The organism is Mycobacterium sp. pV006, assembly GCF_041287115.1.
GTDB lineage: Bacteria > Actinomycetota > Actinomycetes > Mycobacteriales > Mycobacteriaceae > Mycobacterium.
Genome location: NZ_JBGGKT010000005.1, coordinates 218,897 through 235,542, shown reverse-complemented (window position 1 = coordinate 235,542; position 16,646 = coordinate 218,897). Strand labels below are relative to the sequence as shown.

The following is a 16,646-nucleotide window of genomic DNA, read 5'->3' as shown; positions in this document are numbered from 1 at the left end:
AGTTGGGCGGGGACCCGGGATTCTGGCAAATCGGCCGGAACACCCGCACCGCGACTATTTCATGGAAATGCGAAGTGACACGCTGATGCCTCCTGCGACCGCGGCGACCCGGGTGGACCCCGACATCGTGAGTAGGTTCGCCACGTGCTGCCGCACGCTCGGCCTGTCCGTGCACGACCGACGCCGACCTGCCGACATTCCCGCCGCGCGCGCAGGCTTCGCCGCGCTGACCCGGGTGGCGCACGACCAGTGCGACGCCTGGATCGGCCTGGCCGCCGCCGGGGACGTCTCCCCGGCGGTGATCGATGCCATCTGGCAAACATCGGCGACCGCCGGGACGCTGCAGCGCGAGATCGAGCTGGAGCCCGAGGCACTCGGGTTCGTCTACGACACCGGGCTGTATCTGCAATTTCGCGCGACCCACCCCGACGACTTCGCGTTGGCCTACGCGGTGTCGCGCTGTGACGTAGCCGACAGTCCCACGTCGTGGGCGGCGTCGGACAAGCTGGTCGGGGACCTGCTCGACCGTCGCCCCGGCTGGCTGCAGGCGCGGTGGGTGCGGGCCGCGATCCATTACCGGGCCGGCCGCTGGTCGGACGTCGTCCGCATGCTGACGCCGGTGGTGGCTGACGAGTCGATCGACCCGTCGTACGCGCACGCCGCCCGCATCACCCTGGGGCTCGCGTTGGCGCGGCTCGGGATGTTCGCCCCCGCACTGTCGCACCTGGAAAAGCCCGAGGGCCCGGTCGCGGTCGCCGCGGTCGACGGCGCCCTGACCAAGGCGTTGGCGCTGCGCGCCCAGGGCGAGGACGAGGACGCCCAGGAACTGCTGCAGGAGCTCTACGCGGCCAACCCGGAGAACGCCCAGATCGAAGAGGCGTTGTCGGACACCAGCTTCGGCATCCCGACCACCACCGCCGCGCGCATCGAGGCGCGCTCGGATCCGTGGGATCCGAACACCGAGCCCGGCGAGGCCGACTTCGTCGACCCCGGCGCCAAGGACCGCAAGGCCCACCTGCTCATCGAGGCCGAAGCCGAACTGGCCGAGTTCATCGGCCTCGACGAGGTGAAGTATCAGGTTGCGCGGCTGAAGAGTTCGGTCGCGATGGCCATCCGGCGTCAGGAACGCGGCCTGACCGTCGCGCAGCGCACCAACCACCTGGTGTTCGCCGGGCCGCCCGGCACCGGTAAGACCACCATCGCCCGCGTCGTCGCCAAGATCTACTGCGGGCTCGGACTTCTGAAGAAAGAAACCGTCCGCGAAGTGCACCGCGCCGACCTGATCGGGCAGCACATCGGCGAGACCGAAGCCAAGACCAACGCCATCATCGACAGCGCGCTCGACGGCGTGCTGTTCCTCGACGAGGCCTACGCGCTGGTGTCCACAGGCGCCAAGAACGACTTCGGCCTGGTCGCCATCGACACACTGCTGGCCCGCATGGAGAACGACCGCGACCGTCTCGTCGTCATCGTCGCGGGCTACCGCAAGGACCTCGACACGTTCCTCGACACCAACGAGGGCCTGCGGTCCCGGTTCACCCGCAGCATCGACTTCCCGTCCTACTCAGGCAAGGAGCTCGTCGAAATCGCCACACGCATGGCCGAGAAGCGCGACTCGATCTTCGAGGACGCGGCCCGCCGCGACATGGAGCGGCTGTTCGAGTACCTCGCGCAGGCCACCATGGCCGACGCCAACGGGGTCCAGCGCCGCTGCCTGGACATCGCCGGCAACGGCCGTTTCGTCCGTAACCTCGTGGAGCGCTCGGAGGAGGAGCGGGAGTACCGCCTCGACCACTCCGACTCCGAGGACTTCACCGACGACGAGCTGATGATGATCACGGCCACCGACGTCGCGAACTCCGCCGGTCCGCTGCTGCGCGGCCTGGGTCTGTCGGTGCCGCAATGACCACGCCCGACGACGATCGCCGGTCGTTCCAGTCCCGCACCCCGGTCAACGAGAACCCCGAGCAGGTGAGCTACCGGCGTGGCTTCGTGACCCGCCACCAGGTCACCGGGTGGCGTTTCATGCGTCGCCGCATCGCCTCCGGTATCGCGCTGCACGACACCCGCATGCTCGTCGACCCGCTGCGGACGCAGTCGCGGTCGGTGCTGGTCGGCGCACTGATCCTGGTCACCGGCGTGATCGGCTGCTTCCTGTTCTCGCTGATCCGTCCGGGTGGTTCGGCGGGCACCGACGCCGTGCTCGCCGACCGCGAGACCGCCGCGCTCTACGTCCGCCTCGGCGACCAGTTGCACCCGGTGCTGAACCTGACCTCGGCGCGGCTGATCACCGGCCGACCGGACAACCCGTCACTGGTGAAGACCGCCGAGATCGACCAGTTCGCGCGCGGCAACATGCTCGGGATCCCGGGTGCGCCCGAACGGATGGCGCCGAACCCGACCACCGATGCGTACTGGTCGGTGTGCGACGCGGTGACCGGGTCGGTCACCGGTGTCACCGTGATCGCCGGGATGCCGGGACACGGCGGCGAGAAGGCTGCGCCGCTACCCGACGGAGAGGCGCTGCTCGTCGAGAACGACGGCCGCACCTGGCTGTTGTGGAACGGCAAGCGCAGCCCCGTCGACATCAACGACCGCGCCGTGATGGACGCACTGGGACTCGCGGGAGCGCCGCTGCAGGTGCAGCCGATCGCCACCGGGCTGTTCAACGCGATCCCCGAGGCGCCGGCCCTGACCGCGCCCGTCATCCCCGGTGCGGGCACCCCGTCCTCGGTACCGCTGCCGGTGCCCGCGCCGATCGGAGCGGTCGTCGTCGCCTACGAGGCCGACAACACGCTGCGCCACTACGTGGTGTTGGCCGATGGCCTGCAGCCGATCTCGCCGGTGGTCGCGTCGATCCTGCGCAACACCGACTCCTTCGGTCTGGACCAGCCGCCACGTCTGGGCGCCGACACCGTCGCCGCGCTGCCGACGGTCACCGGTGTTGACACCTCCGCCTACCCGGCCCGGCCCGTGACGCTGGTCGACACCGCCGCCGAACCGGTGATCTGCGCGGCATGGGCCAAACCCGAAGGGGCGCAGGTGGAATCGTTGACCCTGCTGTCCGGGGCGACCCTGCCGATCCCGGACGGCGTGCAGACCGTGGACCTGGTCACCTCCGGCGCGCCCGGTGGGCCGGCCGCGCGCGTGGCCACTCCCGCCGGGACGGGCTACTTCGTCGACAGCGGCAGCGGCCTGTTCTGGCTCAGCGACACCGGGGTGCGCTACGGCATCGAGACCGCCTCCGAGGACGGCACCGACACCGTCAAGGCGCTCGGTCTGAGCACCACCCCGCTGCCGATCCCGTCGGCGGTGCTGTCCCAGTACGCCGTCGGGCCGACGTTGTCGCGCGCCGATGCGCTGCTGGCCCACGACACCTTGGCACCCAATCCCGCACCGGCCCGGTTGCAGACCGCGCCCCGTTTGGAGAACCCGTGAGCAGGCTGATCTTCGAGCACCGCAAGCGGATAACACCGCCGGTGTCGCGCAAAGGCACCATCACCATCGAACCGCCGCCGGAGTTGCCGCGGGTGGTACCGCCGTCGCTGCTGCGCCGCGCGCTGCCCTACCTGATCGTCATTCTGATCGTGGGGATGATCGTGGCGCTGGTGGCCACCGGTCTGCGGCTGATCTCGCCGACGACGCTGTTCTTCCCGTTCGTGCTGCTGCTGGCCGCCACCGCGCTGTACCGCGGGTCGGACAACAAGATGCGCACCGAGGAGGTCGACGCCGAACGCGCCGACTACCTGCGCTATCTGTCGGTGGTTCGCGACAACATCCGGGCACACGCCGACGAACAGCGCGCCGCGCTGGAATGGTCCCACCCCGAACCCGCTGCGCTGGCAGCGATTCCGGGCACCCGCCGACAGTGGGAGCGCGACCCGGGGGACCCCGACTTCCTGGTGCTGCGCGCCGGCCTGCACGACCGTGACCTCGATGCGACGCTGCGCGTCAAGGACATCGCCAGCGAGATCGACCTCGAACCGGTGTCGCACACCACGCTGCGCGGCCTGCTGGACACCCAGCGCACCCTCCACGACGCGCCCGCCGGGCTCGAACTGACCCGCCTCGCCCGGATCACCGTGTCGGGCGACGCCGGCCAGGTCGACGGCGCCCTGCGCGCCTGGCTGGCCCAGGCGGCGACCTGGCACGACCCGTCGGTGCTCGGGATCGCCTACGCCGGACCGAATCTGGAGTCGGCCCGGTGGTCGTGGCTGAAATGGCTGCCGCACGTGGACGTGCCCAACGCCGTCGACGGTGTCGGTCCGGCCCGGTATCTGGCCACCACGACAGCCGAACTGCGTGACCGGCTGGCCCCGGCGCTGGCCGACCGCGGAGCCTTCACCGGCACCGGCGGAACGGACGCCAAGCACCTGCTGATCGTGCTCGACGACCCCGACGCCGACCCGGCCGAGTTCGTCGGCCGCGGTCTGTCCGGAGTGACCGTGATCCACCGCGGCGCACAGGACCCCCACCGCGACCAGTACGCCGACCCCGAGCGCCCCATCCTGCGCATCGCCGACGGCCGGATCAGCCGCTGGCAGAACGGCGGCTGGAAGCCGTTCATCGACACCGCCGATCAGCTCAGCACCGCCGACGCCGCACACCTCGCACGCCGGTTGGCGCGCTGGGATTCCAACCCGCACCACGGCCGCTCGGCCACCACCGGCGGGGCCACCTTCACCACGCTGCTGGGCATCGAGGACGCCTCCGCGCTGGACGTGGCCGCGCTGTGGGCGCCGCGCAACCGCGACGACGAGCTGCGGGTGCCGATCGGTGTCACCGCCACCGGGGAACCGCTGATCTTCGACCTCAAGGACGAGGCCGAAGGCGGCATGGGTCCGCACGGCCTGATGATCGGCATGACCGGCTCGGGCAAGTCCCAGACCCTGATGTCGATCCTGTTGTCGCTGTTGACCACTCACCCGGCCGACCGGCTGATCGTGATCTACGCCGACTTCAAGGGCGAAGCCGGCGCCGACATATTCCGCCACTTCCCGCAGGTGGTGGCCGTGATCTCGAACATGGCCGAGAAGCGGTCGCTGGCCGACCGGTTCGCCGACACCCTTCGCGGCGAGGTCGCGCGCCGCGAGCAGCTGCTCAAGGACGCCGGACGCCGGGTGCAGGGCAGCGCATTCAATTCCGTGACCGAGTACGAAGCGGCCCGCAACACCGAGGCCGGCGCGGATCTGCCCCCGATCCCGACGCTTTTCGTGGTGGCCGACGAGTTCACCCTGATGCTGGCCGACCATCCCGAGTACGCCGAGCTGTTCGACTACGTTGCCCGCAAGGGCCGGTCGTTCCGCATCCACCTGCTGTTCGCGTCGCAGACCCTCGACGTGGGACGCATCAAGGACATCGACAAGAACACCTCCTACCGGATCGGTCTGAAGGTCGCCAGCCCGAGCGTGTCCCGGCAGATCATCGGGGTCGAGGACGCCTACCACATCGAGTCCGGTCGCGAACACAAAGGCGTCGGCTTCCTGGTGCCGGCACCGGGCGCGCGCCCGATCAAGTTCCGCAGCACCTACGTCGACGGTATCTACGAACCGCCGCGGGTCGACAGATCGATTGTGGTGCATGCGATTCCGCGTCCCCAGCCGTTCACCGCGGGCTGGGTGGAACCCGAGCCGGACACCGTCATCGTCGACGACGGAGCCGACGTCGAGGTGCTGCCGCCGCGCAAGCTGATCGCCACCATCGGCGACCAGCTGGCCCAGTACGGTCCGCGCGCACCGCAGCTGTGGCTGCCGCCGCTGGACGATGAGATCCCGCTGGAGGAACTGCTCGACCGCGCCGGGATCGGCGGGCGGCAGTGGCGCTGGCCGCTCGGCGAGATCGACCGCCCCTTCGAGATGCGGCGCGACCCGCTGGTGTTCGACGCCGGCTCGGCCGCGGCCAACATGGTCATCCACGGCGGACCGAAGTCGGGCAAATCGACTGCGCTGCAGACGTTCATCCTGTCGGCCGCGGCGTTGCACGCTCCCGGCGACGTGTCGTTCTACTGCCTGGACTACGGCGGCGGGAAGCTGCGCGGTCTCGAGCGCCTCGTCCACGTCGGCGGGGTCGCCTCGCCGCTGGAACCGGAGAAGATCCGGCGCACCTTCGGTGAGCTCGAGACCCTGCTGCGGGCCCGTCAGCAGCAGGGCGCGACCTCCGGCGGCTACCAGGACGGCTACGGCGAGGTGTTCCTCGTCATCGACAACCTGTATGCGTTCAGCCGCGACAACACCGACACCTTCAACACGCGGAATCCGTTGTTGGCCAAAGTCACCGAGCTGGTCAACACCGGCCTGTCCTACGGCATCCACGTGGTCATCACGACGCCGAACTGGCTGGAGGTGCCGCTGGCGATGCGGGAGGGCCTCGGCCTGCGGCTGGAACTGCGGCTGCACGACCCGCAGGACAGCAACGTGCGGGTCGCCGGAGCGCTGCGCCGACCGGCCGAGAGCGTCCCGGCCGATCAGCCCGGCCGTGGCCTGACCATGGCCGCCGAGCACTTCCTGTTCGCCAGCCCGCCGCTGGGCGCCATCCCGGCGATCAACGCCCGATACCCCGACCGCAAGGCACCGCCGGTGCGGCTGTTGCCGACCAACCTGGCGCCGTCGGAGCTGCCGGTCCTCTACCCGGGACCCGAGCAGGTCGTCATCGGCCAGCGCGAAGAGGATCTGGCCGCGGTCACCGTCGACTTCGGCGAGAACCCGCTGCTGATGGTGTTCGGAGATGCCAAGAGCGGCAAGAGCACTCTGCTGCGGCATCTGATCCGCACCATCCGGGAGAACTCGCGTCCGGACGAGGTGGCGTTCACGGTGATCGACCGCCGCCTGCAACTGGTCGACGAACCGCTGTTCCCGGACAACGAGTACACATCGAACATCGATCGGGTGTTGCCGGCGATGCTCGGGTTGTCGGCACTGCTGGAGAAGCGCCGTCCGCCGGCCGGCCTGACCCCGCAGCAGCTGTCCGGGTGGTCCTACCGCAACGGTCAGGACAGCCACCTGCACTACCTGATCATCGACGACGTGGACCAGATCCCCGACGGGCCGGCGGTCAGCGGACCGTTCGTCGGGCAGCGGCCGTGGACCGCGCTGATCGGGCTGCTCGCGCAGGCATCCGATCTCGGGCTGCGGGTCATCGTGACCGCACGCGCCTCCGGCGCGGCGCACGCGGTGATGACGGCGCCGCTGCTGCGCAGGCTCAACGAGTTGCAGGCCACCACGCTGCTGATGTCCGGCAACCCGCAGGACAGCGGCAAGATCCGCGGCCACCGGTTCAGCCGGTTGCCCGCGGGCCGGGCCATGCTGATCGACGAGCGCGACACCGCGACCTACGTCCAGCTGGTCAACCCGCTGGCCGCCGAGACGGCGGGCGCCCACACCGGCCGAAACGAACACCTGTGACACACAACCGGTTACCACGAGGAGGGGAACAGCGATGACACTGCGCGTCGTACCCGAGGGACTGACCGCGGCCAGCGCGGCCGTCGAGGCGCTGGCGGCCCGGATGGCCGCCGTGCACGCCGCGGCCGCACCGGCCGTGACCGCCGTGATCCCGCCGGCCGCCGACGCGGTCTCGCTGCAGACCGCCGCCGGATTCAGCGCCGCCGGAGCCCAACACCAGACGGTGGCCACCCAGGGGGTCACCGAACTGGGCCGCTCCGGGGTCGGGGTCGGCGAGTCGGCTGCCAGCTACGCCAGCGGCGACGCGATGGCCGCGACGTCGTACATGATCGCCCGGGGCTGACAGGCACCATGACCGCTCCCGTCTGGATGGCACTTCCCCCGGAGGTGCACTCGACGCTGCTCAGCAGCGGCCCCGGCCCGGGCTCACTGCTGGCCGCAGCCGCGGCCTGGCAGTCGCTGAGCACCGAGTACGCCGCGGCCGCAGCCGAACTGACCAATGTGCTGGCCTCCGTGCAGGCCGGCGCCTGGGAGGGGCCCAGCTCACAGCAGTACGTCGCCGCGCACACCCCGTACCTGGCCTGGCTGTCGCAGCAGAGCGCGCACAGCGCTGCGGCGGCCGCCCAGCACGAGACCGCTGCCGCGGCCTACTCGACGGCACTGGCGACCATGCCGACCCTGCCGGAACTCGCGCTGAACCACACCACCCACGCGGTGCTGGTGGCCACGAACTTCCTGGGCATCAACACCATTCCGATCGCGCTCAACGAGGCCGACTACGTCCGCATGTGGATCCAGGCCGCCACCACGATGAGCACCTACCAGGCCGTATCGGGTGCCGCGCTGGCCGCGACCCCGACATCGGTGCCGCCACCGATGCTGCTGACCCCCGGAGTGGGTGAGGCCGGCCGCGCAACGGCCGACATGATGAACAGTGCCGCGCAGGCCCAGGCCGCCGAAGCCGGCTCGTCGTTCAACATCATCGACTTCTACATGGATTTCCTGCGGCTGCTGTTCGAGCCGCTGATCGACTTCCTGCGTGACCCGATCGGCAACTTCACCAAGCTGATCAACGACTTCATGACCAATCCCTCTGCGGCGCTGGTGACGTGGTTCCCGCTGTTGTTCGCAGTCGGGTATCAGGCCATCTTCCAGCCCGTCGGCTGGACGACGTGGTCGCTGGTCTTCGCCGCGCCGTTCCTGATCCCGCTGATCATCACCCTGGGTGTGGTCGGTCTGAACATCCTGACGCAGAATCCGCCGGTGGCGCCCGAGGAGGCTCCGCAGGAGGCCCCGCAGCCGGCCCAGCCGATGCGTCCGGAACAGCAGTCGTTCCCGGTGGCCGCCGGGGCGCCTGCCGCGGCCCCGGCCGCCGCGCCGGCGTCGGCCGCCACGGTGGTCAGCGGTTCGGCGGCCGCACCCGCGGCCCCGGCTGCCGCTGCTCCGGCCTTCCCGTACGTGGTCGCCAATCGTGATCCGGGCGAAGGGTTCTCGCCGACGGTGCGGGACTCGACGAGCGCCAAGGCGCCGTCGTCGGGGATCCCGGCCGCGGCGTCGGGCATCGCGGCGTCGGCAGCGGAGCGGCGCAAACGGCGTCGGCGGCAGAAGGACCCGATGGAGGGTCGGCAGTACGCCGACGCCTACCTCGATTACGAGGACGAACCCGACCGTGGCGCGCCGCCGCAACCCGAACCGCGGGTCAGCGCGTCGCAGCGCGGCGCCGGCCCGATGGGATTCTCGGGCACCGTCACCAAGGGCGACGCCGACGCGGCGGGGCTGACCACGCTGGCCGGCGACTCCTTCGGCGGCGGGCCCAAGAGCCCCATGCTGCCGTCGACCTGGGAGTCCGGGTCCGACGAGACTTCACCTGAAGAAACCCACCACCACCGAAAGGAAAACCCATGAGCCTCTTGGATGCTCACATCCCCCAGCTCGTCGCGTCGGAGAGCGCGTTCGGCGCCAAGGCCGCGCTGATGCGCAGCACGATCGCCCAGGCCGAGCAGGCCGCGCAGTCGTCCCAGGCGTTCCACATGGGTGAGGCGTCGGCGGCGTTCCAGGGCGCGCACGCCCGGTTCGTCGAAGCCGCCGCTAAGGTCAACGCGCTGCTGGATCTGGCGCAGGCCAACATCGGTGACGCCGCAGCGTCCTACGTCGCCGAGGACGCCGCCGCCGCCAGCACCTACACCGCCATCTGACCCGCACCACCTCCCGAAGGGAACACCTCGATGTCTCAGATCATGTACAACTACCCGGCGATGCTCGGCCATGCCGGCGAAATGTCGAGCTACGCCGGTGCCATGCACGCGGTCGGCGCCGACATCGCCGCCGAGCAGGCCGCGCTGCAGGGCGCCTGGCAGGGCGACACCGGTATGACCTACCAGGCGTGGCAGGCCCAGTGGAACACCGCTCTGGAGGAGTTGGTCCGCGCCTACCGCGCGATGGCCAGCACCCACGAGATGAACACCACCTCGATGGCGGCCCGCGACCAGGCCGAAGGCGCCAAGTGGGGCTGACCGGATCCCGTGCGGGCTAACGCTGTCGAGCTGAGTGCGGAGGCCGCCTGGTTCCTCGCCGACACCCTCGGCGCCGGATCGTTCCCGTGGGTCCTGGCGATCACGCCGCCCTACACCGACTACGCGCACCGCGCGGAGTTCGAGGCCGGGCAGCGTGAACGCCTGACCGCGATGGGCGTCCTGGACGCCGACGGGGTCGTCGACGCGTCGGTGGCCGGATGGATCCGCGCGGTGTGCCGCCCGGCGCAGTGGCTGGAGCTGCGGTTCGTCGCCCAGGACGGGTCGATGCTGCGGGGACTGGTGGCCCGCAACGGAACCCAGACCGTCGTCGCGCTGCGCAGCGCCGAGTTGGTGACGTTCACCGCGATGGACATCGACCACCCGCAGGCGCTGGTGCCGGTGCTCACGGTCGGACTGTCCGGTCGCGCCGCCGCCCGTTTCGACGAGTTCGCCCTGCCCGCACAAGCCGGCGCCAAGGCCGACGAACAGATCCGCAACGGAGCCTCGGTCCGCGACATGCTCGATTTCCTCGGGGTCCCCCCGAACGCGCGCCCTGTGGTGGTGGCCGCGTTCGAGGAGCCGCGCACCTATGTCGAGATCGTGGCCGGGCAGCACCGCGACGGGCACCGGGTGGCCACCGACGTCGGCGTCAGCGTCGTCGACACCACCGCCGGCCGGGTCCTGGTGAGCCCGACCAAAGCGTTCGACGGGGAATGGATCTCGACGTTCACTCCCGGCACCCCGCTGGCCATCGCGGCGGCCGTGGAGCGCCTCTGCGCCGCCCTGCCCGACGGACCGTGGTTCCCCGACCAGGCAGTCACCAAAGACTTCGACGAGTACACCGCCGAGCGAAGACGGCAGAAAGAAGAACAATGTCAGAGCACGCTGTAGCCACCAACAACGCGGTGATGCCGATCGTGCGCGTCGCAGTGCTCACCGCCGCGGTGGGTGACGAGGACGCGGGCCGGCTGACCGAGATCGCACTGCCGGCCGAACTGCCGCTGCGCGAGATCATCCCGGCCGTCCAGCGCATCGTGACACCGACCGACGCGGTGGCCGACTCGGCGGACCTGGTGAGCCTGGCGCCGATCGGCGGTGTCCCGTTCAGCCTCGACGCGACCCTGGCCACCGTCGGCGTCGTCGACGGCGATCTGCTGGCGCTGCAGCCGGTTCCGGCGGGACCGCCGGCACCCCGCATCGTCGAGGACATCGCCGACGCCGCGATGATCTTCTCCGAGGCCAGGGAAAGGCCGTGGGGCATCAGGCAGATCCGTCGCGGCGCCACCCTGGCCGTGCTCGGGCTGGTCCTGGTGGCCACCGCGCTGTCGGTGGCCCACCGCGTGGTCACCGGTGACGCGCTCGGCCTCGTGGTGGTCTCGGCCACCGCGGTCCTGGCCGTCCTGGGGGCACTGCTGACCCGTCCCGCGTCGGCCCGGTTGGCCACCGTCCTGGCGGTGACGGCGCTGGCTCCGGTGGCCGGGGCGTTCGCGCTGGCCGTACCGGGTGACTTCGGCGCCGCCCATATCGTGCTGTCGGCCGCCGGCGTCGCGGCCTGGTCGATCATCAGCATCATCGTCGGTGAGCGTGCGGTCGCGGTGTTCACCGCGGCGGCCACCACGGCACTCGGTGTGCTGCTGGCGGCCGGCGCGGCGGCGCTGTGGACCGTGACGCCGCTGGCGCTGGGTTGTGGGCTGATCCTGGCTGGGTTGCTGGTCACCGTGTCCGCCGCGCAACTGTCGGCGATGTGCGCGCGCCTGCCCGTGCCGACCATCCCCGCCCCCGGGGACCCGGCGCCGGCGGCGCAGCCGCTGCGGGTGCTCGAGGACCTGCCGCGGCGGGTTCGTGCCACCGATGCGCACCAGACCGGTTTCATCGCCGCCGGCGTGCTGTTGGGGGTGGCGGGTTCGGTCGCCCTGCTGTGGCCCGCGCTCACCGATGACGGCGGCGCCTCGGCGTGGGCGTGGTATCTGGTCGTGGCCGTCGCTCTCGGCGCGGCGTTGCGTGCTCGCGTCTGGGATTCGGCCGCGTGCAAGGCTTGGCTGCTGGGCCATCCGCTGCTCGTGACCACCGTCGTGCTGGTCGGTTTCGCGATCAGCGGTCAGTACACCGCGGCCTGGGCCGCGCTGGGCGTGCTGGCGATCATCACCGCGGCCTGGGCCGTGGTCGCGCTCAACCCGGGCATCGCCGAGCCGGAGACCTACTCGCTGCCGATGCGGCGCATGCTCGGCTTCCTGGCCTCGGCGCTGGACGCGTCGATCATCCCGGTGATGGCGTACGTGATCGGGCTCTTCTCGTGGGTTCTCAATGGCTTCTGACGTGCGACGGGTCGCGGCGGCGGCTGCGGCCGCCGTGCTGGCGCTGTCGTTCACCGGTTCGGCCGCGGGGGCCATCACGCCCCCGCAGGTCGATCCGGCGGTACCCCCACCGAGCGGTAGCGCCGGCCCTGCCGCGGCGATGAGCCAGCGCAGCCCATGTGTCACCAGCGGAGTGGTCGCCGGCACCGATCCCGCCGCCGCGGACCCGAATGCGCTGTCGCTGAAGCTGACCGAGGCGTGGCGGCACAGCCGCGGTGACGGTCAGCTGGTCGCCGTGATCGACACCGGGGTGACCCCGGGGCCCCGGCTGCCCAACGTCGAGGCCGGCGGGGACTTCGTGGAGTCCACCGACGGCACCACCGACTGCGACGGGCACGGCACCCTGGTCGCCGGACTCATCGCCGGACAGCCGGGCGACGACGCGTTCTCCGGGGTGGCCCCGGGTGCCCGCATCTACGCCATCCGGCAGACATCGCAACACTTCTCGCCGCGCAGCGCCGGTGAGGACCCCGAGCTCGCGCGCGCCACACTGGAGGTGCAGACGCTGGCCCGCGCCGTCGTGCGCGCCGCCGACGCCGGCGCCGGCGTCATCACCATCCCGACGGCGGTCTGCCTGCCCGCCAACCGTGCCATCGACCAGAGCGCCCTCGGCGCGGCCCTGCGCTATGCCGCGGTGGACAAGGACGCCGTGATCGTCGCCGCGGCCGGGGACAACGGCGCCGGTTCGGCGACCGGCGCGGCATGCCAATCCAATCCGCTCACCGATCCGGCGCGTCCGTCGGATCCCCGCAACTGGGACGGCGCGACGAGCCTGTCGATGCCGTCGGTGTGGCAGCCCTACGTGTTGTCGGTGGGCGCGCTGTCGGCGTCGGGACGCCCGGCACCGTCGACGATGGCCGGCCCGTGGGTGGGGATCGCCGCGCCCGGTGAACGGATCGTGTCGGTGAGCAACGATCCGGCCGGGGGACTGGCCAACGGCTTACCGGACAACGACCACGGTTTCGCCCCGGTGCGGGGCACCGCGTATGCGGCCGCCTACGTCGCCGGCGTCGCGGCGTTGGTGCGCAGCCGTTTTCCCGCACTCAGCGCCCGCGAGACGGTCGACCGGCTCACCGCGACGGCGAACGGTGCCGCGCGCTCCCCGTCGAACCTGGTGGGTTCCGGAGGGGTGGACCCGGTGGCCGCACTGACCTGGAACGTGCCCGAACGTACCGAAACAGACGGTGCCGCAGTGCGTCCCGTCGCCGCACCCCCGGCGCCGCCGGTGCACGATCCCACCCCCCGCATCGTCGCGTTCACCGGAGTGGGCGTGCTGGCGCTGCTGGTGCTCACCGCTGCGGTGGTGCACAACCGACGGAAGGACCCGACGCCATGATCGTCCGAATCACGCTGGCGCTGCTGTTCGTCATCCCGGCCGCGATGGCCTACCCGTGGGAGACCCCCGCGTCGCGGTGGCTGCTCGGCATCGCCGTGGCCGTGGTGGTGGTCCTGTTCGCCTGGTGGCGTGGCATGTTCGTCACCACGATGATCGGGCGCCGCATCGCGATGCTGCGCCGCCGCGGTCGTGTCGAGGGCAGCCATCGCAGCACCGAGTACGCCACGGTGGTGCTGCGTGTCGAGCCGGGCGCGAAGGCCGACCTGCCGCTCGACGTCCTGGCCGGCTACGTCGACCGCTACGGCATCCGATTCGACAAGGTGCGGATCACCAGCCGCGACGTCGCCGACCGGCGGACCACGTGGGTGAGCCTCACGCTGGGCGCGGCGGACAACCTGGCGGCGCTGACCGCGCGGTCGCCGCGGATCCCGTTGCAGGACACCGTCGAACTCGCCGGCCGTCGGTTGGCCGATCAGCTGCGCGAGCTCGGCTGGGAGGTCTCTACCGACCCGGATCCCGCGGTCGTGCTTCCCGAGCAGGTGAAGGAGTCCTGGCGCGCGGTGGCCGACTCCCGGGGACATGTCGCGGCCTACCGGGTGGCGGTGGACGATCAGCTCGCCGAGACGCTCGATGCGGTACGCGGCCTCGACGCCGTCGAGGTGTGGAGCGCCGTCGAGATCACCGGCAGCAGAACCTCGCCCGCGCTCGCGGCCGCCTGCGCGGTACGCACGCAGGACCGGCCCGAACCGGGCGCTCCGGTGTCGGGACTGACCGCCGAACGCGGCTGCCACGGCCCGGCGCTGACCGCGATGCATCCGCGGTCGGATCGGCGTCTGCTCAGCGCGCCCACCGGTGGACACGAGCGACTGGACCTGCAGTGGTCGACAGGACGCGCCGTCAGTCGAACATGAAGGGCGCGAGGAACCGTGTCATGCGCCGCAGGTAGTCGGGCTGGCTGACATGCAGCACGTGGTTACCCGGAAACCAGTGGAAATCGCAGCGGTCCCAGTGCTTCCAGAGGATCTCGGCCTGCTCCGGGGGCGCCAGTCGGTCCCCGAGACCGGCGATGATCAGGCGCCGTTCCTTGGCCGGTAGCGGCCGGTAGTTCAGCGGCGACGAGTACATCGTCGCGGCGTCAGTCAGGGTGTCGTCGGTTCCGGCGATCCACTCGCGCAGGGCCACCAGCTTGTTGGCGGGGAACCACTCGTCGACGGTCCGGTCCGGTGTCACCACAGGAACATTCGGGATCACGGCGTCGATCCGGTCGTCGACGCTGGCGATCAGCGCCGAGGTGTACCCGCCCAGTGACATCCCCGTCAACGCGATGCGGTCGACCCCGGTGAACTCCAGATAGTCCAGCAGGGAACGGAAGTCGTGTATCGCCTGAGCCATGGCCTCACAGAATCCGGCGAACCCGTGCGCGAAATAACCGTGGCCGGAGAACGGGGAGAACCTCTCGGCGCGCCGGCCGTGGAACGGCAGCGTGTAGAGCATCACGTCATAACCGGACCGGTAGAACCACGGCAGCGAGAAGAACAACCCGTTGAACAGGTACGCCGACCCCATGAACCCGTGGATCAGGCACAGCGTCGGACGCGGGCCGTCGTCGTGGCGCCAGTGCTGGGCATGCACGACGTTGTTGCGGACAAACCCGGCGCACTGGTCGCGCAGCGCAGGATTGACCGCGGAGAAACTGCTCTGGAAGCGGATGTTGCTGACGTTGCCCTGGGCCACCCATTCGGCGACCGGGTTGGCCGGCCGGGAGAACACCCGCGGCGGCTGCGTCGGAGCGGGAAAGGCCCGTTCGGGGTCCTGCGCCGCAGCCAATCCGGCGTAGAACTCCAGGTGTTCGCGTTCGGCGTGGGCTTCCGAACGGCGCAGCGCGGTGAGCACCGAGGGCACCATCGTCACGCTGAGCAGCGACGCGATCGAGGTACGCAGGGCCAGGTCGGCCACGGCCGAGCTGTCGACGATGGCGCGCTGGCGCCACGTCAGGTCCACCCGGCGCGGCAGTCCCCGCGGACCCGCTTCGGCGCCGGGAACGTCGGGGACGGGAATCGGCGGGACGGGTTCGTCGGGCACCTGCGGTTCGGTCACGGCGCGGCCTTTCCTGTGCGGCCCGTCGATGGTAGCCCGGCCGGGGTCTGCAATACATCGAACAACCGGACGGCGTTGTCGTGGAAGACGTTGCGCAGCCACACATCGTCGACACCCGGCAGTTCGGTGAGCGCCGACATCGCATGGGCGTAGCCGTAGGGGATGTTGGGAAAGTCGCTGCCGAAAAGGATGCGGTGACCCATGTCGCGCAGTCGGCCGTACTCGCCGGGCGGGAACGGCATCGACTCTTCGGCGAAATCGGTGAAGGCCATCGTGGTGTCCAGGTGCAACTGATCGAATTCGTCGCACAGCTCCAGGAATTCGCTGTACTCGGGCATACCCATGTGGGCGATGATCAGGCGCAGCCGTGGATGGCGCCGAAGGACGGTGCGGATCGGATCCGGCCCGGTGAATCTGCCCGGGGCGGGTCCGGAGCCGCAGTGGATCACCACGGGGGTGCAGGCGTCGGCGATCAGACCCCACACCTCGTCGAGGAGCGGATCGGTCGGGTCGTAGTCGCCGACCTGGATGTGCGCCTTGAAGATCTGAGTCCCGGCGTCCAGCGCCGCACCGACGTAGGCCGCCGCGCCGGGCTCCGGGTAGAAGGTCGCGGTGTGCAGGCAGTCAGGGGTGGCCTCGGCGAACCCGACGGCCCACTGGTTCAGCCAGGCGGCCATGTCGGGTTTGTGGGCGTAGATCAGCGACGTGAACGCCCGGACCCCGAACGCCCGCAGCGTGCGCACCCGGTCCTGCTCGTCGCTGCGGTAGGTGATCGGCCACGGTCGGCCGGTCAGCGGGCCCGCGCTGTCGAAGTACCGCCACACCTTGTCCATGACGTTCTTCGGCATGAAGTGGGTGTGCACGTCGACGACGCCGGGCAGGGACAGGTCCTGCCAGATCCGGCGGACCGATTCGGACTCATCCATCCACTCGATGATGGCATCTT

General features: G+C 70.6%; 13 protein-coding genes. 11 read left to right on the top strand and 2 right to left on the bottom strand.

Annotation, left to right across the window (positions count from 1 at the left end; all coding sequences use genetic code 11):
* Positions 1-61: 61 nt before the first annotated feature.
* From eccA to eccE, 11 genes are read left to right on the top strand one after another with little or no spacing between them, the layout of a single operon-like run.
* Positions 62-1,906, top strand: a complete 1,845-nt coding sequence (eccA, locus tag ACAG25_RS10585; protein WP_370488318.1) for a type VII secretion AAA-ATPase EccA — start codon at positions 62-64, stop codon at positions 1,904-1,906.
* Entirely contained in the window at positions 1,903-3,438 is a 1,536-nt protein-coding gene (gene eccB / locus ACAG25_RS10580) for a type VII secretion protein EccB (RefSeq protein WP_370488317.1), read from the top strand. The genes eccA and eccB overlap by 4 nt, the downstream gene beginning before the upstream one ends.
* On the top strand, positions 3,435-7,400 hold the full coding sequence (gene eccCa / locus ACAG25_RS10575; protein WP_370488316.1) for a type VII secretion protein EccCa: 3,966 nt from the start codon (positions 3,435-3,437) through the stop codon (positions 7,398-7,400). The genes eccB and eccCa overlap by 4 nt, the downstream gene beginning before the upstream one ends.
* 34 nt (positions 7,401-7,434) lie before the next feature.
* Complete coding sequence (locus ACAG25_RS10570) at positions 7,435-7,743, top strand: PE family protein (RefSeq protein ID WP_370488315.1); 309 nt, start codon at positions 7,435-7,437, stop codon at positions 7,741-7,743.
* A gap of 8 nt (positions 7,744-7,751) precedes the next feature.
* On the top strand, positions 7,752-9,305 hold the full coding sequence (locus ACAG25_RS10565) for a PPE family protein (protein WP_370488314.1): 1,554 nt from the start codon (positions 7,752-7,754) through the stop codon (positions 9,303-9,305).
* Positions 9,302-9,595, top strand: a complete 294-nt coding sequence (esxG, locus tag ACAG25_RS10560; RefSeq protein ID WP_370488313.1) for a type VII secretion system protein EsxG — start codon at positions 9,302-9,304, stop codon at positions 9,593-9,595. Before ACAG25_RS10565 ends, esxG begins: the two co-directional genes overlap by 4 nt.
* A 30-nt stretch (positions 9,596-9,625) precedes the next feature.
* Positions 9,626-9,913, top strand: coding sequence for a WXG100 family type VII secretion target (locus tag ACAG25_RS10555; RefSeq protein ID WP_370488312.1), 288 nt, complete (start codon positions 9,626-9,628; stop codon positions 9,911-9,913).
* Positions 9,914-9,922: 9 nt separating this feature from the next.
* A complete protein-coding gene (locus ACAG25_RS10550) occupies positions 9,923-10,804 on the top strand; it encodes an ESX secretion-associated protein EspG (RefSeq protein ID WP_370488311.1) in 882 nt (293 codons plus the stop codon).
* Complete coding sequence (gene eccD, locus ACAG25_RS10545; protein WP_370488310.1) at positions 10,786-12,228, top strand: type VII secretion integral membrane protein EccD; 1,443 nt, start codon at positions 10,786-10,788, stop codon at positions 12,226-12,228. Before ACAG25_RS10550 ends, eccD begins: the two co-directional genes overlap by 19 nt.
* Positions 12,218-13,603: a type VII secretion-associated serine protease mycosin gene (gene mycP, locus ACAG25_RS10540; protein ID WP_370488309.1), complete on the top strand. Its 1,386-nt coding sequence runs from the start codon at positions 12,218-12,220 to the stop codon at positions 13,601-13,603. The genes eccD and mycP overlap by 11 nt, the downstream gene beginning before the upstream one ends.
* Positions 13,600-14,514, top strand: coding sequence for a type VII secretion protein EccE (eccE, locus tag ACAG25_RS10535; protein ID WP_370488308.1), 915 nt, complete (start codon positions 13,600-13,602; stop codon positions 14,512-14,514). The genes mycP and eccE overlap by 4 nt, the downstream gene beginning before the upstream one ends.
* On the opposite strand, the gene ACAG25_RS10530 is transcribed toward eccE, so the two are convergent.
* Together ACAG25_RS10530 and ACAG25_RS10525 are read right to left on the bottom strand one after the other, a co-directional pair.
* Positions 14,501-15,700, bottom strand: coding sequence for an alpha/beta hydrolase family protein (locus ACAG25_RS10530; protein ID WP_370488307.1), 1,200 nt, complete (start codon positions 15,698-15,700; stop codon positions 14,501-14,503). The genes eccE and ACAG25_RS10530 overlap by 14 nt on opposite strands.
* Positions 15,697-16,626: an amidohydrolase family protein gene (locus ACAG25_RS10525; RefSeq protein ID WP_370488306.1), complete on the bottom strand. Its 930-nt coding sequence runs from the start codon at positions 16,624-16,626 to the stop codon at positions 15,697-15,699. The genes ACAG25_RS10530 and ACAG25_RS10525 overlap by 4 nt, the downstream gene beginning before the upstream one ends.
* Positions 16,627-16,646 lie beyond the last annotated feature (20 nt).